Genomic DNA, 15,835 nt, shown 5'->3' on the forward strand with positions numbered 1-15,835 from the left:
CTCAAGCAGGGTGAAGTGATGGCGGTGATCGGGCCAAGCGGTTCGGGTAAATCCACACTGGTGCGCCATCTGGTCGGCGCCAGCCAGCCTGCGGGCGGCTCCGTCCGTCTGGACGGCACCGAGCTGCATCACTGGGATGCAGAGCAGCTGGGCCGCGATATGGGGTACATGCCGCAGGACGTCAAACTGTTCCGCGGGTCGGTCACTGAAAACATCAGCCGTTTTGTCGAAGACGCGCAGGACATCGAGGTTGTTGCGGCGGCACAGCTGTCAGGCGCACACGAGATGATCCAGACGCTTGGCGAAGGTTACGACACTGATGTGGGCGATGGCGGGCAATCCCTGTCGGGTGGCCAGCGCCAGCGCGTAGGTCTGGCACGTGCGGTGTTCCGCGATCCCAACCTTGTTGTGCTGGACGAGCCGAATTCGAACCTTGATGCGCATGGCGAGCAGGCCCTCGCGGCCTGTATCCAGGAGATGAAGAAGCGCGGCAAAACAGTGGTGATTGTGACCCACAAGGCCAACCTGCTGGCACTGACGGACAAGACCCTGATGCTGGTGGGCGGCTCTGTTGAAAAATTCGGCCCCACCCGTGAACTTTTTGCCCAGCAGGCAGAGGCCCAGAAGCAGGCCAAAGCCGCGCAGGAAAAACAGCAGACTGCGGTGGCACCGCCATCCTCTCCGGCTGTTGTGAATATGTCTGACAAACCGCGCGCCTGAGCGTTCAGGCCGTTCTCATACCGCTCTAAGGAGCTTATCTGATGGCGAATAAACCAAGTCCGAAACCCGTCGCGCTGATGGGGTATATCCTCATTTTCATCACCTTTGGTGTCTTCGGCAGCTGGGCGGCCGTGGCCAAGCTTGACAGTGCTGTGGTGGCGCCCGGCACGATTTCGCTGGAGGGCAACCGACGCGTTGTGCAGCACTTTGAAGGCGGCATCGTTGAGGAAATCCTGGTGCAGGAAGCCAACACTGTACAGGCGGGCGACGTCTTGTTGCGGCTCAGCAGCATTGAAGCGCGGTCCAACCTTGAAGTCTTCTCCACCCGTCTGGACGTGGCGCGTCTGGTTGAGGCACGTCTGCTGGCCGAACGTGCGCTTGCCGATGAGGTTGCCTTTCCGCATGACGTATTGTCGCGCAATTCGCAGGCCGTTGTCGCGGTGCTTGCCGACCAGAAGAACCTGTTCAAAGGCCGCCGTCAGATCCTGAAAAGTCAGGAAGATATCCTTTCTGCGCGGGTCGAGCAGATCAAGGTCCAGATCGAAGGGCTCGAGCTGCAGAAATCCGCGTTCGAGCGCCGGATCGACAATTACACGGCCATGCTTGTGCGCATGCGCGACGGGGAGCAGAAAGGCCTGATCCAGGGCAACCAGTTGTCCCAGCGCGAAGACGAGCTGATCGAGATCGAAGCCAATCTGGGTCAGGTGATTTCCGACATTGCACAAGCCCGCGCCAGCATCGGCGAGACCGAGTTGCAGCGGTTGCAGTTGACACAGGAATACGGCGAGCGGGCCAGCACCGAGCTGGAGCAGATCCGCGCCGAGATCAGCGAGCTGAGCGAGCGCCGCAAGGTGGCCGCAGATGTATTGCGCCGCACCGAGATCCGCGCGCCCGGCTCCGGCACGATCCAGAACCTCAAGGTGCATACCGTCGGATCGGTTGTTCGCCCCGGCGACATCCTGATGGAACTGGTCCCCGAAGACGAAGAGCTGATCATCAACGCGCGCGTGTCCCCGATCGACGTGGACAACGTGGCGGCCGGCCTGTCGACAGAGGTGCGTTTCAGCGCGTTCAAGACCAAGCTGATCCCGATCATGCTGGGCACGGTCGAGACTGTCTCGGGCGATGTGATCACGCCTGACAACGCGAATGAGGCCCCCTATTATCTGGCCCGCGTAACGGTTGAGGAAGACGACATTCCCGAAGAGATCAAGGACCGGCTGACCGCGGGCATGCCTGCGGATGTGGTCATCACCACCGGTGAGCGGACGGTGATCAACTTCATCGCGTCACCGCTGATGGATGCTGTTCGCAAAAGCATGATCGAGGAATAGGCGCTTTCGCAGGGCGCACAGGACGCGCCCGCCCCGAGCATGTTCAGACACCACTAAAAAAGCCGAGGCGTCAGTCCTCGGCTTTTGTGGTTCAGGAAGTGTGAGAGAGGTAACCGGCCGGTTCAGGCGATCATGTCAAACTGCTGGAAATCCGTTTCAAGGCCGATCAGGCCGATACGTTTGCCGTCGTTCGTTTCCCATTCCACATAGTCAACGCCGCCAAGTTTGATCGCTTCGCGGTCAATCGCGACAAAGCCGTTGCCCTGATGGATAAAGCCGATCTCGCTGCCTTTGGTTTCAAAGAAATCGATCAGGCGCTGGGACAGCTCTTCAAAGGAGGCGTGGGATTTGCCGCCCAGAGAAAGCGGTTCAACCGCAACGTCTTCGGGTGTTTCAAACATCGCATAGAGGTCGGCCGCGAAAATATCAAAACCGGCCTGCACGGTGGTTTGTCCGGTCTGAAGCCCGTCCAGCTGGGATTCCTGCCAAAGCTGTACCGCCTCGGCAAAGCTCAGCACCTTGATCTCGGCACTGGCCTCTGTCTGCTGGGTGTCGCTGTTGCGCACCGGCGTGGGGGTGCCGGACAGGTCTGTTGCGGTCTCTGCCACTTCGACGGGCATGTCGATGTCGGCATTGCCGTCGTGAATTTCGGAAACGGATGTTGTTTTGACAACCGGCAGCTCCGCATGTGTGGTCTGCACATTGTCGGTCAGATGGGTAAGTTCCTGCTGAAGCAGAGATACCTCTGATGTGGCTTCGACGGCTTGATCCGGCTCTGCGCCAAGCGCCAGCTCGATGCCAAGGAAATCCGCGAGCGATGCCAGCAGGGTGCTGTTTTCCTCGCCATTGGCGATATCCAGTGTCTGGGCGACCTCGGTGTCCTGACCGTACTGGGTAAAGCCAAGCTCTTTGAGACCTTCGAAAACCTTGCGCTGATCGCCCAGCAATGCGGCCTCGGACATAAAGCCCATGGCGATGGCGATAGAGCTGAGACCGGTGGCGAAAGCGTTCTGGTGTACGCCGATGCCCTGCTGCTGATGGGCGGCTTCGCGCATCTGGCCCTGGGCTTCATGGGCGACATGTGTGGCCTCGGTGGCGGTGTCCTTGGGCAGATCGACAAGCGCTTGCTGCGCGGGAACAAACACATCCGCGTGCTCTGCTGCTTCCTGACCGCCTTCAACGGTGAAGAGCGCATCAAGACCTGCAAGCGTATTGCCATCGGCGTCTGCGGTGTCTTCGTCGGGGGCCAGCAGCACCAGATCTTCGGAAGCCAGAAACAGGGTCCAGATCAGGGCGGCCAACATGGCAGAAGGATGCAGGCTGATCTTGCCGCCGCGCTCAAGCCGGATGACCCGCCGTTCGGTGTCTTCGTCGGCGGCCCCGAGGGCCGGCAGCGTCTGGTTGGTGAAATCCGCGATCAGCGCATTGAAATCGGCACCCTGCAGGGGGCGCGTCACATTGGGGCTATCAAGCAGATACATGCCGTCGATCCGGCACATGTGAATAAAGACTTCGCCTGTCGCATGGCAGAACACGAACCACGGATCGCCTTCGTCGGTGACACCGCGATCGGTCTCTACCTGCACATTGGCCTTGCTGAGCAGCGAATGTACGCGGAAGAGATCGGCGAGTTCCTGATTGCTCCAGTCTTTTCTGGGATCGGGGAACAGCGACTGCATCATCGCCTGTGACACATCCCCGAGGCTGACAGGTCCGTCCACCGGCGTGTTGAACGACAATGTCTGATTGGTATCGTTCAGGAAATCCGGATCCAAAGAGCTTTCGCCCTTGCTCTGGAAGGTAAGGATTTTCGCCATAGGAGGATCGTCCCGATCAATCTAAGTCAAGCTAAACTATATCGTTTATCGCGTCGCCGATCCAGAGCAGATATTGCCCTGCCCAGTTTTAGCCCGCCATGTCTTCGAACAGGATCTGGTAAGTCAGTGGCTCGTAATAGCGCAGAAGTTCGCGCACGAAGCTTTTGGGATCCTGGCCCAGAGCACCGGCCCATTCCACATAACGGTGTGCGGGGATTTTACCGCGGCCGTTTTCCAGCTGTGAGATGAACGTATAGTAATCCAGAGACAGACGGTCCGCGAGATCGCGTTGGGACAGACCTTCGGTTTCACGAAGCGACTTGAGCCACAGGCCCAGAGTGGCGCGTTGCTCTTTGGCTTCTTCCGGTGTCGACTTATGCACTTCAGCAAGCATGGGTTAACCCTCAATTGGCAGCTTTAGGGAGTACCCGCCTGCCGGACCGACAAGGGGTGTCTAGTGAACCACTATATAGCAGTATTCAGCCGATGGCAAATGGCGTCGTAGCGCTGTGGTACAATGTAATGGAAAGCGGATTATTATGCGCCGATCAAGATACAAAGACCGCGCATACCACTAAAAATTAACAAAAAATCACGGTCTGTTCCTGCAGCGGCCTGCGCATTGTGCTGCCGCGCGCGCCGGATTTGCCTTGCTGTCAGGCGGATGCTGTCCTGCCGGTTTACGCAATGTGAGCTTCAGGGAACGGCCTGTTTCCGCCCGGGAAACAGACTGTTCAGGCAATAGGCCGCCCAGAGATGTATCTGGGCCGTTTGACCATAGTCCTGCCCTAAAATTTGCGCATAGTTGCGGCACCAAGGTCGGCACGAGTGTGTAAATGTGTGAGGTCTGGATGTGTGAGTTTTGCTCGAACGAATATCATTTGAGTAATGCGAAGTGGGGAACCGGGGAGTATGGCACGCCCGGCGGGACCGTGACCTGGGCCTTTGCCTCAACGCCGGGTACGGGTTTTGTGTTTTCCCAATACATCACCGAAAGCGCCTATCGCGATGTGATCCGTGACGCCTTTCAGGCGTGGGAAGACGTGGCCGACATCGATTTTGTCGAGGTGTCTTCCGGATCCCAGACCGACATCCAGCTGGGATGGGATACAATTGACGGTGCCTTTGGCGTGGTGGGCGAAGCCTCGACGCTGGGGTCCAAAACCACGGCGACGCTGTTTTCGTTTACGCAGTCGGAAATCCGTTTCGACATCGCCGAGAACTGGACCACAGAACGTGATGTGGGTTCGAACGAAGTGGGCCTTTATCAGGTGGCACTGCACGAGATCGGTCATGCCATCGGGCTGGGCCATACGCAGGACCCCGACACGATCATGTATGCCAGCAACATCAGTGGTCTGGACGGGCTGACACCGGGCGATATCGCGGGTGCACAGGCGTTTTATGGCGCGGCCGACACGGCCCCCCAGAGCGGCACAACAGATGACACAACACCGCCGCCCGACAGCGGGCGGGACGACCCCGCAGATCAGCCGGTGATCGTCTATGCCGCAACCCGTGGCAACGACACTTTCGGAGTTCAGGGCGGCGACACGGTGATCGACGGCATGGCCGGAATCGACACCGTCACCCTGACGGGGGATATCACGCAATATACGCTGACCATGGCCACGGACGGCATTGTGCTGACAGATCGCGTATCGGGCCGCGACGGCACCAACACATTGATCAGCATCGAACAACTGGATTTCCAGTCTCAGGGTGAATCCTTCGATATCGGCATCCGGTCGGGTGCCACCTATCTGTCCCAGTCCGACTTTGCGTCGATCACGGAGCTCTATATTGCCTATTTCGACCGCGCGCCTGCGTCCAAAGGGTTGCTCTATTGGGCGACGCGGCTGGAGGAGGGCATGAGCCTGCCCGAGATCGCGGAGAGCTTTTTCGTCCAGCCCGAGACCCAAAGAACCTATGCCGCTTTTCTCGATGACGCGGGCAATGTGACCGACACGCAGGCCTTTGTCTCGGCGGTGTTCAATAACGTGCTGGGGCGTGATCCGTCGAGCACCTATTGGGTGGACGAGCTGGACACCCCCGGCTCCGAAATCACACCCGCGATCTTCATTCTGGCGGTGCTGAACGGTGCCAAAGCCGCGTCAGGCGGGGCGGCGGATGCGGCGTTTCTGGACGTCAAAACCGATCTTGGCGTGTACTTTGCCGCGATCAAGGGGCTGTCGGATTATGACGACACGGTCGCGGTGATGGAGATGTTCGACGGCAGCGCCTCCAGCGTGTCCGCAGCAGTGGCCGAGATCGACAGGCTGCACAGCGAGGCGCTCGACCCCGACACCGGCGCGTTCCTGATGCCGCTGGTGGGCGTGATCGACGATCCCTTCGCGGTGATGTGAAAACGCGCGCGCCCGACCGTCGGTGCCCGTGCCCCCTTTACCGGATTTCGGCTATGCAGCTACTGTTCTTTTGCAAAAGAAACGTGAGCAGGAGCCGGGATGCTAATCAAAGTCGGTGATGACCGGACCTCAAACATCGATTTGGTTCTTGCGGGCCTTTTGTCTGCACTGGCGGGTGCGCTGAACGCTGTCGGATTCCTGATCGCGGGGTCGTTCACCGCGAATATGACAGGTAATATTTCGGCCTTTGCAGATAGCCTTGCAAACGGTGCGGTTGCCATATCCCTGTCTTTCATGGGGCTGGTTGTGGCGTTTATCTGCGGCGCAGGCATCGCGGCCCTTGCCATACAGGCCGGCGAAAAAAGACATCTCAGGTCGGTCTATGCCCTCGCCATAACTGTCGAAGCGGCCATACTGCTCGTGCTGGGGACTGCCCTTGTTATGTCGTTGGTCAGGCTCGACGAGACATTATTGGTCATTGTTCTGAGCTTTATTATGGGTCTGCAGAACGCGGTCACTACGATGATCTCGCGGGCGCGCGTGCGGACAACCCATGTGTCGGGAATGGCAACGGACATCGGGATCGAACTGGCCGCACTGGCAGGCGATACAAAGGCCCGCCACGATGCCATGCCAAAGCTGATCCTACACAGCCTGACCCTCGCCAGTTTTGCCATCGGTGGCATCTTGGGGGCGTTGCTGTTTCAATTGACCGGAAGCTGGCTCTTTGTGATTGCGGCAACTGTCCTGCTTGTCATCGCAGTTCCCGAAGCGTTTCGTGCACATCGCCCCTGACACCGCGCGCGCGTTTTCACATCACCGCGAAGGGATCGTCGATCACGCCCACCAGCGGCATCAGGAACGCGCCGGTGTCGGGGTCGAGCGCCTCGCTGTGCAGCCTGTCGATCTCGGCCACTGCCGCGGACACGCTGGAGGCGCTGCCGTCGAACATCTCCATCACCGCGACCGTGTCGTCATAATCCGACAGCCCCTTGATCGCGGCAAAGTACACGCCAAGATCGGTTTTGACGTCCAGAAACGCCGCATCCGCCGCCCCGCCTGACGCGGCTTTGGCGCCGTTCAGCACCGCCAGAATGAAGATCGCGGGTGTGATTTCGGAGCCGGGGGTATCCAGCTCGTCCACCCAATAGGTGCTCGACGGATCACGCCCCAGCACGTTATTGAACACCGCCGAGACAAAGGCCTGCGTGTCGGTCACATTGCCCGCGTCATCGAGAAAAGCGGCATAGGTTCTTTGGGTCTCGGGCTGGACGAAAAAGCTCTCTGCGATCTCGGGCAGGCTCATGCCCTCCTCCAGCCGCGTCGCCCAATAGAGCAACCCTTTGGACGCAGGCGCGCGGTCGAAATAGGCAATATAAAGCTCCGTGATCGACGCAAAGTCGGGTGCGGACAATGCGGCGGTGCTGGACTGGATGCTGATGTCGAACTGGCGGTCGGTGAATTCGACCCGTTCCACGTTTGCCAGTGTGATGGGGGTGTCATAGCCCGGTGCGGTCAGAACAGGTTTGCCGAAACCGTCAAAGGAAATACTGGCCTGGCTGCCCAGGGCATTGATCGCGACCGTGTCGAACCCGTCCCCCGCATCAATATAGGTGACCTTGTCTGTCAGCTGGATTACGTCATCACCGGCGGTGCCCAGAATATACGGATCATCCTGCACGGCGAGGGGGTCCGCCTTGGGGGGCTCGGGGGTGGTGACAAGCGAGACAGTCAGCTCCACCACGTCAAAGGGGTTCAGGACAAGATCGATGGCGCCCGCATCGGTGAACACCATATCGGTGAGGATCACATCCACATCGTGTTCGTTGTAGAAATAGGGCTGGCCGTCGATCATCACGCTGTCGGCCGCGACGCCGCGTTCCCACTGCTGGCCGTTGGAGGTGGCGGTATCCATCGTGATCTGCACCGCCGACACCGCACCGGCCATGGGCAGTTTTGCGGCCAGGTCCAGGGTAAGGGACGTCTGATCAAAGCTGCGCGATGTGATGTAGAACACCAGCTCCTGATCGGAGGCATAGCTGGCCACGTGGATGTCCGGCACGCCGCTGTCAAAGGAGGCCGAGACCAGCTCTTTGCCCACCAGCGCCTCTGACATCAGATCAAAGACGGCACCCTGTGCGGAGTTGGTCAGGCGGCCCTGCGCGTCCAGACGCACCCCTTCATCCGTGTCCAGCGTGAGCGCGGTGCGCGAATGGTAATCCAGCGCCCAGATGTGGGCCCCGTCCACGCCAAGCTCCACCATGTTTTCGAACTGCCGCACCATGCTGGAGCCCGCGACCATGCCGTGCTGTTCCTCGGCAGAGGTTTTGACGTTCCATTCGGTGATGTGCAGATCAAGGTCGGTGCCCAGCCTGTCGGCCCAGATGGCGTAATCCTTGTCGATATTCTTGACCGCATTGTCGAGGTCGGCAAAAGCGTAGTCGGTTTTGTTGTAATAGTAATGTTCGGTCACGCCATCGATGGCGTCAAGCGCCCGGTCGGACAGTTGGTCGATGATCTGGTTATTGGCCGCAGCATTGCGGGCGGCAAAGTCCGAGACACCCGGCGTGGCCGGAAATTCGGAGCCTTCGTTGCCGGCGGTGCCCATCTGCACAAGGATATCGGGCTGCGTGTCACTGCCGTATCCCGCCGCAATCATCCCCCGCTCGGCGGCTTCCGTCCCGAGGGAGGCCTTGATGCCATAAGCGGTCTCGCCCATCTCCCAGTATTCGTTGCCGATCTGGAAGGCGCTGATCACATCGCCGTATTGCTGCATGACCAGGGTGACAAAGGTTTCGATCTGCGCAGCGAAGGCTGCATAGTCTTCGGTCGTGATCTGTTTTGTGGGGATGATCAGGGTGGCCTGCGTGGGGCTGCCGCTTGCATTTTGGGCCACACACCATTCCAGAAAATTCACCAGCTCCGGGCGCAGCATGCCGTTTGGCATTGTCACGATGTTGATGGCTGTCTCACCGTCCACAGGCACTTCGCCTGCGGCGTTCTGTTTGGTCAGGTCCAGATCGGCCTGCCCGCCGCCAAAGCGTATGTTGGTGACACCCAATGCATCTGCGGCCGCTTCATAAGCTTCTGCAGGGCGACCCCCTTCGGTATGTTCAAAAACGGCATTGGCACCGAACATGCCGGCATCGACATATGTTCCGCTTTTTGACAGGCCTGAAAGCGTCATGATCGCCATAAGTGGACTACCTCAACTCGTGACTATTAGACCCGGCATTGTTTCTTTGCCGTGGGACCCACCGCCATCAAATTGCCAGAATCAAGCCTAAGGAGACAAGCAAATCATTGATATCATATGAAATAAGGCAATTTTAAGAAAATGTGCCTTATTTTCGCCTTACAATAGGAATCCGGCCCTTTGGTTGTCTTCATGATGGAAACAACGAAAGAGCGGCGCGGGCATCACCTGCACCGAATCCGGGGCTGGGCGCGCCACAAAAATGGCCGGCCCCCGTGTAGGGACCGGCCGTATCTGACGTTCAGATTTGGGTTGGATCAGAACATGTATTCGACAAAGTCGGTGTTGCTGAGCCCGACCAGATCAGACAGCGTGGTGATGTTGTCCAATTCCGCTGTCATGCTGCGGCCTGCTGTTGTTGACCAGTCGTTGTCAAACCACAGTTCGCCCTTGCCGGAGGTCTGGTTGAATACCAGCAGATAGGTGTTTGTCGCACCAACTGCGGTACCCGTGATCTGGGCACCGGTTGCAGCATTCTGCAGCTCGACCACCTTGTTGGAATCCGCGCCCGACAGGTTGGCAACGGTCAACAGGTTGTCGACGTAGTCAGCCGTGTTCAGTGTGGCCCCTTCAGCGGTTTGGGTGGTGTTGGCGAAATCCACCCGTTCCAGGCCGATCTTGTCCGTGCCTGTGGTGAAATCCTTGATTTCGTCCGTGCCGCTGTTGTTGGAGAAACGGAACTGGTCCGCCCCGCCGTTACCGGTCAGCACATCACTGCCGCCCATCCCGTAGAAGATGTCCGCCGCAGAGCCGCCCTCAATGGCGTCATTGCTGTTGGAGCCTGCAAGACGCAATACGCCTGACGCGCCCGAGCCATCCAGATTGACCCCGTTGCTAAAGCCCGATTCGTCAGAGCTGGCATTCAGATTGACGCCTGCTTCGGCGGTGATGGTGAGGGCCTGCGATCCGCTGATGCTAAAGTTGCTGGGCCCGTTTTGATTGTCGAAGGCAAAGTAGTTGTTGCTGCCACTGTCCACGCCGCGGATCACGTTTGCTGCATCGTTTGCACCGGAGGATATAATCTCGGCCGAGCTGATGTTGTTGCCCGAAAATCCTACCGCTGCGCTTGAGCTGCTGTTGCCGCTGGATTCGATGCGCACCTCGCCGCCTGTACCTGCCGCACCGCGCAGTTCGAACTGCAAGGACTGGCCGGCAGTGGCCCCCTGGAAACGCACGGCCTCATCCCCCCGACCCACGTTCGAGGCAAAGATAAAGGTGTCATCGCCCGTCACGCCGTTGATGTTGATGCGTCCGTCGTTGCCCGTCTGCCCGCCAAAAAGGAACTGGTCGATGCTGTTGAAATCTTCGGCATTCAGGCTGGAGGTGGTATTGGCCGCTGCCAGCACCTCGAACCCGCTGGTCGCATTCACCGATGCCGCAGAGATGGTGTTGAAGCTGTCGATCACCAGCATATCGGTGCCGCCGCCGCCATCCAGCGACAGGGTGTTGGCGTTGTTCAGCAGCGTGTTGTTGAGCTGCAGCGTATCGTCAAAGTCACTGCCCATGAAAGCAAAGTCGGAAGAGGTATTGTTTGGCGCAAAGAGAAACAGTCCACCACCCGTCATGGCGCTGGCATCCGCTGATTTCAACGCCGCAAAACCGTTTGAATTATCGTCAAGCTGCAACTGCTGCGTGCCGGTGACCGTCAGGGTGTCGAGTGTCATACCGCTCATATCAAGAAACGATGCGGACGTTCCGCCGGTTTCGATTGTGGCAACCTCATAACTGGTGTCGGGTGCGAAAGAGCTGTCAATGGTAGCAAACACTGCGGGTGCGGCCTGCGTCCCTGAATCGCTGACAAACAGATCAATGGCATCTGTTGTCGATGCGCTTCTGTCACCTTTGAAATTCACAAGGGTCTGGCCATCGACGTTTACCAGACGGACCTGGGCGCCGTCGTCCACATTCAAGAAAGTAGTTGCCGAAGTGGCCTCCGTATCAATGGCCGCCAGTTCTGTTTCGCCTTCCATGCCGGACATGTCCAGAATGAAGCTGGAGCTTGCCAACTGGTTCGTGACAGCAATTTTCTCAAGGCCCGTCGCACTGGGTGACACGATCTGACTGGTGGCCACCGCCCGGATGTTCAATGTGTCCTGGCCGCCTCCGGCCTCGATCACGTCGCTGTTTTGCAGCGTGCCGCCCACGAAACTTTCGACCGTGGCTGCATAGGTGTCGTTGTTGGCTGTGCCTGCGGTATCCGTGCCACCGCCGTCACCGCCCGGCAGGTCCGCACTTGCGGTCAGATTGATCGTGACACCCGGCTGGCCGCTGTCCACCGTGGCGATATAGGCAGAGGTCTGCGCCAGCGCAGGATCTACGGTGGCAGGATCATCGGTCACACCCGTCAGCAGGCTGGTCGCCACGGCACGCGCATCGGCGTCAAAGACAAATCCGGGGATCGCATCGGTCTTGTTGAAGAAATCCATCGACACCGCGACCTTGTTGTCGATCCGCGCCTTGTCGGGACCATCGACAGCGCCGTTGATGATATCAAGGATGATCTCGCCGACGGAGCGTTGTTCAGCCGGATCATCTGTGGTCAGCTGGTTTGAATAATAGGCCAGCCCCCCATCACGGATGTCGCGGCCAAAGAGGTTCTGGAACACGCTGTTGAAAAACGTCTTGAGCGAGGCTTCGGAAAAATCGCGGGTATCCATGATCGGGTAAAGCGTTGTTGTCTCGCTTTGCACCGAAAAAGATTCGGCAATTTCGGCCCATGTCATGGCCGGCCCTTCCGAACTGGCTTCAAAACGGCCAGACCAGTAATTTGTACCACCGGGGGCAGGGGCGCGGTTAAAATAACCGATAAACAGCTTAATAACCTGCTCAACTTGTGCCGTGGTTGCCATAATAGATATCCTCCAAATAAATCAATGCACGCCTGAAATTGGCAGCGCAGCGTAGGTCAGCAGGCATGCAATAATATGCCGACAGGCTGCAGGGTCGTCTTAAACAGTAAATTTTACAAGGCTCATAACCTGAGCGTGTATCCAGAAAAAATGGCGGCCACTTAACGATAATGTTGCGTGGAACGTTCCGTTCGATTCTTTGTATCATAAAACCGCGCGGCGTAGCAATTTTTGTGCGCGTCGGGCGGGCGCATGTGCTTGAAGCTGAAATCCTATAGTTTGAATTATGTAAAATGTGGCAGCATCCGCCTGACTGATCCTGCCCGGTCGACCCTGCCGGAACGCGTGCACACGCCGCCCTTGGTGCCGCCATCATTGTACCTCGGTCCGGTCAACTGTAAGGGTGAACGTCAGCGACAACAGAGGCGTTCAGCACAGTATTATGACCAAGCTTAATCTGTTCGGGAAGTGGCGCAGCAAGGAACGCAAACCGCTGTTCACGGACCGTGACAAGGAAAACATCGCCTGGTTCTGCCGTACCTATCTCAAGGAAAAGGTCGTCTGGCTGGGCGTCGTGATGGTGATGATCCTGGTGCAGGGTTTTGCCTATCAGCAGTTTATCAAACTGACCGAAGACGGTCTGCGCGTGATTTTCGAAAACGGCGATGTCGGCGGGCTGATCCGGGTCTGTTTCATGGTGATGGGTATCTTCACCGTACGGGCGATCATGTCCTATCTGGTGCCGCGCATTTCGGTCTGGCTGGCCTCTGATGCGGTGTTCAAGATGCGGCGTGATCTGATCGATCATATCATGATGCTGGATCTGGCGTTCTTTGAGCGGACCAAGGCAGGTGACATCATCCTGCGGCTGGTCAATCAGGCACAGGACCTGAGCGATTTCATCGGCCAGACCACGGTCAACGCGGTGCGCGATGCCGCGACCGTGATCATCGTCTCGGGATACCTCACGTGGAAATCCCCGCATCTGTTCTTGCTGGTGGCCATCGTGCTGCCCTGCATTTCCTTTGTGGTGCGCTATATCTCCCACCGGATCAAGGACGTGCAGCGCAGCGCGGAAAACGCCATGGGCGCCTATATGTCGGGGCTTGAGGAAATGTCCAACGGCATGCGCACGGTCAAGATCTCCAACCAGGAACCGATGGAACGCACCCGCCTGACCAACGCCAGCCAGGAGATCAAGAACCTGTCACTGCGGCTTCAGGCAGCCCAGGCCCTGATGAGCCCTTCGGTCGATATCATGTCGGCCACGATCTATATCCTGATCATCGGCGCGGGCGGGTATATGGCGCTCGACCCCGGTTTCGCGATGGACGGGGCCGCGATCATCGGCTTCATGATCGGCATGGCGCTGATCTTTGATCCCGCGCGGCGCCTGACGTATTTCTTTGTGCGCATGCAGGCAAGCCTTGTGATCCTCGACGGGTTGCGCAGCCTCTACCGCGAGCTTCCCTCGATCACCAACGCCCCCGATGCCAAGGAGGACTTTGACCCGCTGGGCGATATCGTGCTGCGCGATGTGGCGTTCCAGTACTCTGAAACGCAGCCGCTGTTCGATGGCGTGGACATGACCTTTGAGGGCAGCAAGATCACCGCAATCGTGGGGGCCACCGGATCGGGCAAAACCACGGTCCTGAGCCTGATCGCGCGCCTTTATGATGTGCAGCGCGGCGAGGTGACGATCGGCGGCGACCGCATCGACAAGTTGCGCATCGACAAACTGCGCCAGTCGTTTTCGGTGGTGGCGCAGGACATCGTGATCTTCAACTCCTCGATCTTCGAAAACATCCGCTATGTGAAACCCGATGCCACGGATGAACAGATCTGGCGGGCGGCCGAACTGGTGGGCATTGATGCGCTGATGCGCGAGCGTGGCGACGCACCTCTGGGACCCAAGGGGTCACAGCTGTCTGGCGGTCAAAAGCAACGCATCGCGATTGCGCGCGCCTTCCTGCGTGCCGCCCCCATCCTGCTGCTGGACGAAGCCACATCGGCGCTGGACCAGCGCACCGAGGAAAAAGTGCGCGGTGCCATCACAGAGCTGTCGCGTGACAAGACCACAATCATCGTGGCGCACCGCCTGTCCACCGTCACCCATGCCGACAATATCTATGTGCTCGACGAAGGGCGCGTGGTCGAACAGGGTACCCACGCAGAGCTGATGGCGCAAAAGGGGCTATATGCGGCCATGTTCACCGCCCAACGCGAGAGTTACGGCTAGAGGTATAGAGACAGACCTGAAGTAGAACGTTTCACCTCCAGAACCGGTAAAGATCCCTGAACAGGTTTTATGTGAACGTCCTTAGGGTTGTGTTGGGGCCACGATTAAGTGTGACTCAAAAGGCGGATAAATACCTCGAACGATGAGAGTGACCCTATTTTGCAATTTCCCCCCGACACACCTACAATCGGCTAAATGTGCTCTGGAGAAGACCAATGGACACAGGAACGACCAAATTTCTGATAGTATTATGTGCATTCAATCTCGTATTGGGCAGCGCTGTGAACGCAGCGGACCCAGTCAGGTCTTTGCAGACTTTCCTGAACGGAAGGCAGTGTCATGCTGGTGCAGCAGATGGAGCATGGGGGCAGAAGACCGAAAATGCGGCTCGCCTTTTCACTCAAGCCTCAAATATTGAAATCGCGAGACCAATCACTGAAAGCCTCCTTGAAGAATTAGAGGGGACTTCGGTCACGTGCCCTCTTATATTACCCAAAAATCCTATACGTGCTGAGCAATTCAGGCTGGAAAGTGAACATAGTGTAAGAGCACCTCTGAAACTCGATGGCGGTATAGAGCGGTTCTGGCTTTTACCAGGGGAGTGCAAGGCGGGGCCCAAAGCGAAGACAATACAAGCTATTGGGCTAACTAACGATTGCAGTCGCAATCGACAAAGGTCGGAAATGAAAACGACTAAAAAGGTTCGCCATGGCGCAAGACGCATTTATAGTTGGGACATTTTGGTGCCAACAGATTTTAGGTCAACGGCATCAGACGATCACCTCATCGTTGGCCAGTTTCACAGCGGCTTCGCACCGTCCTCAACGTTTTCACTGAGCCAAGACACCGGCTATTTTGTGAATGGCAGAACTTGTTTTGGGCCAGAGGAGTTCGGTGAATGGCATTCTGTAGTGGTTCGTGTTTTTTGGCATTCTCAACGCAAGAAAAATCTCAAGGATAAGACACCCAGTGTTTTTGAGGTTTGGTGTGACGGGGAGCTGATATGGGACAGATCTGGACGACCAAACATTGCAAAAGGTGACGGTGTTTCGTTCAAATATGGCCTCTATCACGCGATGGACTTCCCAGAAGGTGACAATGTTACTGTGCAGTTCAAAAATGTGACCGTTACAAAGTGGTAAGGTTCGCCAAGCGCTTATTTTTGCTGGCGCACCCACTCAGAAAATACCTCTTATGTATTGATTTTTACGTATAATATTCCGCAAATAATCGCTGTTATGTTGATCCCTCAGA

Annotated in this window: 10 protein-coding genes; 6 read left to right on the forward strand and 4 right to left on the reverse strand. The window is 57.7% G+C overall.

All coding sequences use genetic code 11. The features are described 5' to 3' along the window. Window positions 1-720 (forward strand): ATP-binding cassette domain-containing protein (locus tag Z946_RS0100965; RefSeq protein ID WP_025053882.1); only part of this gene is annotated, 720 nt, incomplete at its 5' end. Window positions 721-761: 41 nt separating this feature from the next. After that, window positions 762-2,054 (forward strand): HlyD family type I secretion periplasmic adaptor subunit, encoded by a 1,293-nt coding sequence (locus tag Z946_RS0100970; RefSeq protein WP_025053883.1) that lies wholly within the window; start codon window positions 762-764, stop codon window positions 2,052-2,054. Window positions 2,055-2,176: 122 nt separating this feature from the next. Here the strand turns inward: Z946_RS0100970 and Z946_RS0100975 are convergent, their stop codons facing one another. Together Z946_RS0100975 and Z946_RS0100980 are read right to left on the reverse strand one after the other, a co-directional pair. Continuing rightward, window positions 2,177-3,871 (reverse strand): hypothetical protein, encoded by a 1,695-nt coding sequence (locus Z946_RS0100975; protein WP_025053884.1) that lies wholly within the window; start codon window positions 3,869-3,871, stop codon window positions 2,177-2,179. A gap of 88 nt (window positions 3,872-3,959) precedes the next feature. After that, window positions 3,960-4,265 carry a helix-turn-helix domain-containing protein gene (locus Z946_RS0100980; protein WP_025053885.1) on the reverse strand — a complete coding sequence of 102 codons (306 nt, stop codon included), beginning with the start codon at window positions 4,263-4,265 and terminating at the stop codon, window positions 3,960-3,962. 487 nt (window positions 4,266-4,752) lie between these two features. On the opposite strand from Z946_RS0100980, the gene Z946_RS0100985 reads away from it, so the two are divergent. Both Z946_RS0100985 and Z946_RS0100990 read left to right on the forward strand, forming a co-directional pair. Then, window positions 4,753-6,237: a matrixin family metalloprotease gene (locus tag Z946_RS0100985; protein WP_160170258.1), complete on the forward strand. Its 1,485-nt coding sequence runs from the start codon at window positions 4,753-4,755 to the stop codon at window positions 6,235-6,237. A gap of 99 nt (window positions 6,238-6,336) precedes the next feature. Beyond that, window positions 6,337-7,032, forward strand: coding sequence for a YoaK family protein (locus Z946_RS0100990; RefSeq protein ID WP_025053887.1), 696 nt, complete (start codon window positions 6,337-6,339; stop codon window positions 7,030-7,032). A gap of 16 nt (window positions 7,033-7,048) precedes the next feature. Here Z946_RS0100990 and Z946_RS20940 read toward each other — a convergent pair whose 3' ends face one another. Both Z946_RS20940 and Z946_RS0101000 read right to left on the reverse strand, forming a co-directional pair. Continuing rightward, entirely contained in the window at window positions 7,049-9,433 is a 2,385-nt protein-coding gene (locus tag Z946_RS20940) for a DUF4214 domain-containing protein (RefSeq protein ID WP_025053888.1), read from the reverse strand. A gap of 317 nt (window positions 9,434-9,750) precedes the next feature. Further along, entirely contained in the window at window positions 9,751-12,342 is a 2,592-nt protein-coding gene (locus Z946_RS0101000) for a calcium-binding protein (RefSeq protein ID WP_025053889.1), read from the reverse strand. 442 nt (window positions 12,343-12,784) lie between these two features. Here Z946_RS0101000 and Z946_RS0101005 point away from each other — a divergent pair, with 442 nt between their 5' ends. Both Z946_RS0101005 and Z946_RS21220 read left to right on the forward strand, forming a co-directional pair. Beyond that, complete coding sequence (locus Z946_RS0101005) at window positions 12,785-14,581, forward strand: ABC transporter ATP-binding protein (RefSeq protein ID WP_025053890.1); 1,797 nt, start codon at window positions 12,785-12,787, stop codon at window positions 14,579-14,581. A gap of 215 nt (window positions 14,582-14,796) precedes the next feature. Further along, window positions 14,797-15,723 (forward strand): heparin lyase I family protein, encoded by a 927-nt coding sequence (locus Z946_RS21220; RefSeq protein ID WP_081780746.1) that lies wholly within the window; start codon window positions 14,797-14,799, stop codon window positions 15,721-15,723. Window positions 15,724-15,835: the final 112 nt, after the last annotated feature.

It is taken from the genome of Sulfitobacter noctilucicola, from assembly GCF_000622385.1.
Taxonomy (GTDB): Bacteria; Pseudomonadota; Alphaproteobacteria; order Rhodobacterales; family Rhodobacteraceae; genus Sulfitobacter; species Sulfitobacter noctilucicola.

Bases quoted from the DNA above. Each gene is read 5' to 3' on its own strand.
- Z946_RS0100970 (WP_025053883.1), top strand. From the start codon at position 762: ATGGCGAATAAACCAAGTCCGAAACCCGTCGCGCTGATGGGGTATATC.
- Z946_RS0100975 (WP_025053884.1), bottom strand. From the start codon at position 3,871: ATGGCGAAAATCCTTACCTTCCAGAGCAAGGGCGAAAGCTCTTTGGAT.
- Z946_RS0100980 (WP_025053885.1), bottom strand. From the start codon at position 4,265: ATGCTTGCTGAAGTGCATAAGTCGACACCGGAAGAAGCCAAAGAGCAA.
- Z946_RS0100990 (WP_025053887.1), top strand. From the start codon at position 6,337: ATGCTAATCAAAGTCGGTGATGACCGGACCTCAAACATCGATTTGGTT.
- Z946_RS20940 (WP_025053888.1), bottom strand. From the start codon at position 9,433: ATGGCGATCATGACGCTTTCAGGCCTGTCAAAAAGCGGAACATATGTC.
- Z946_RS0101000 (WP_025053889.1), bottom strand. From the start codon at position 12,342: ATGGCAACCACGGCACAAGTTGAGCAGGTTATTAAGCTGTTTATCGGT.
- Z946_RS0101005 (WP_025053890.1), top strand. From the start codon at position 12,785: ATGACCAAGCTTAATCTGTTCGGGAAGTGGCGCAGCAAGGAACGCAAA.
- Z946_RS21220 (WP_081780746.1), top strand. From the start codon at position 14,797: ATGGACACAGGAACGACCAAATTTCTGATAGTATTATGTGCATTCAAT.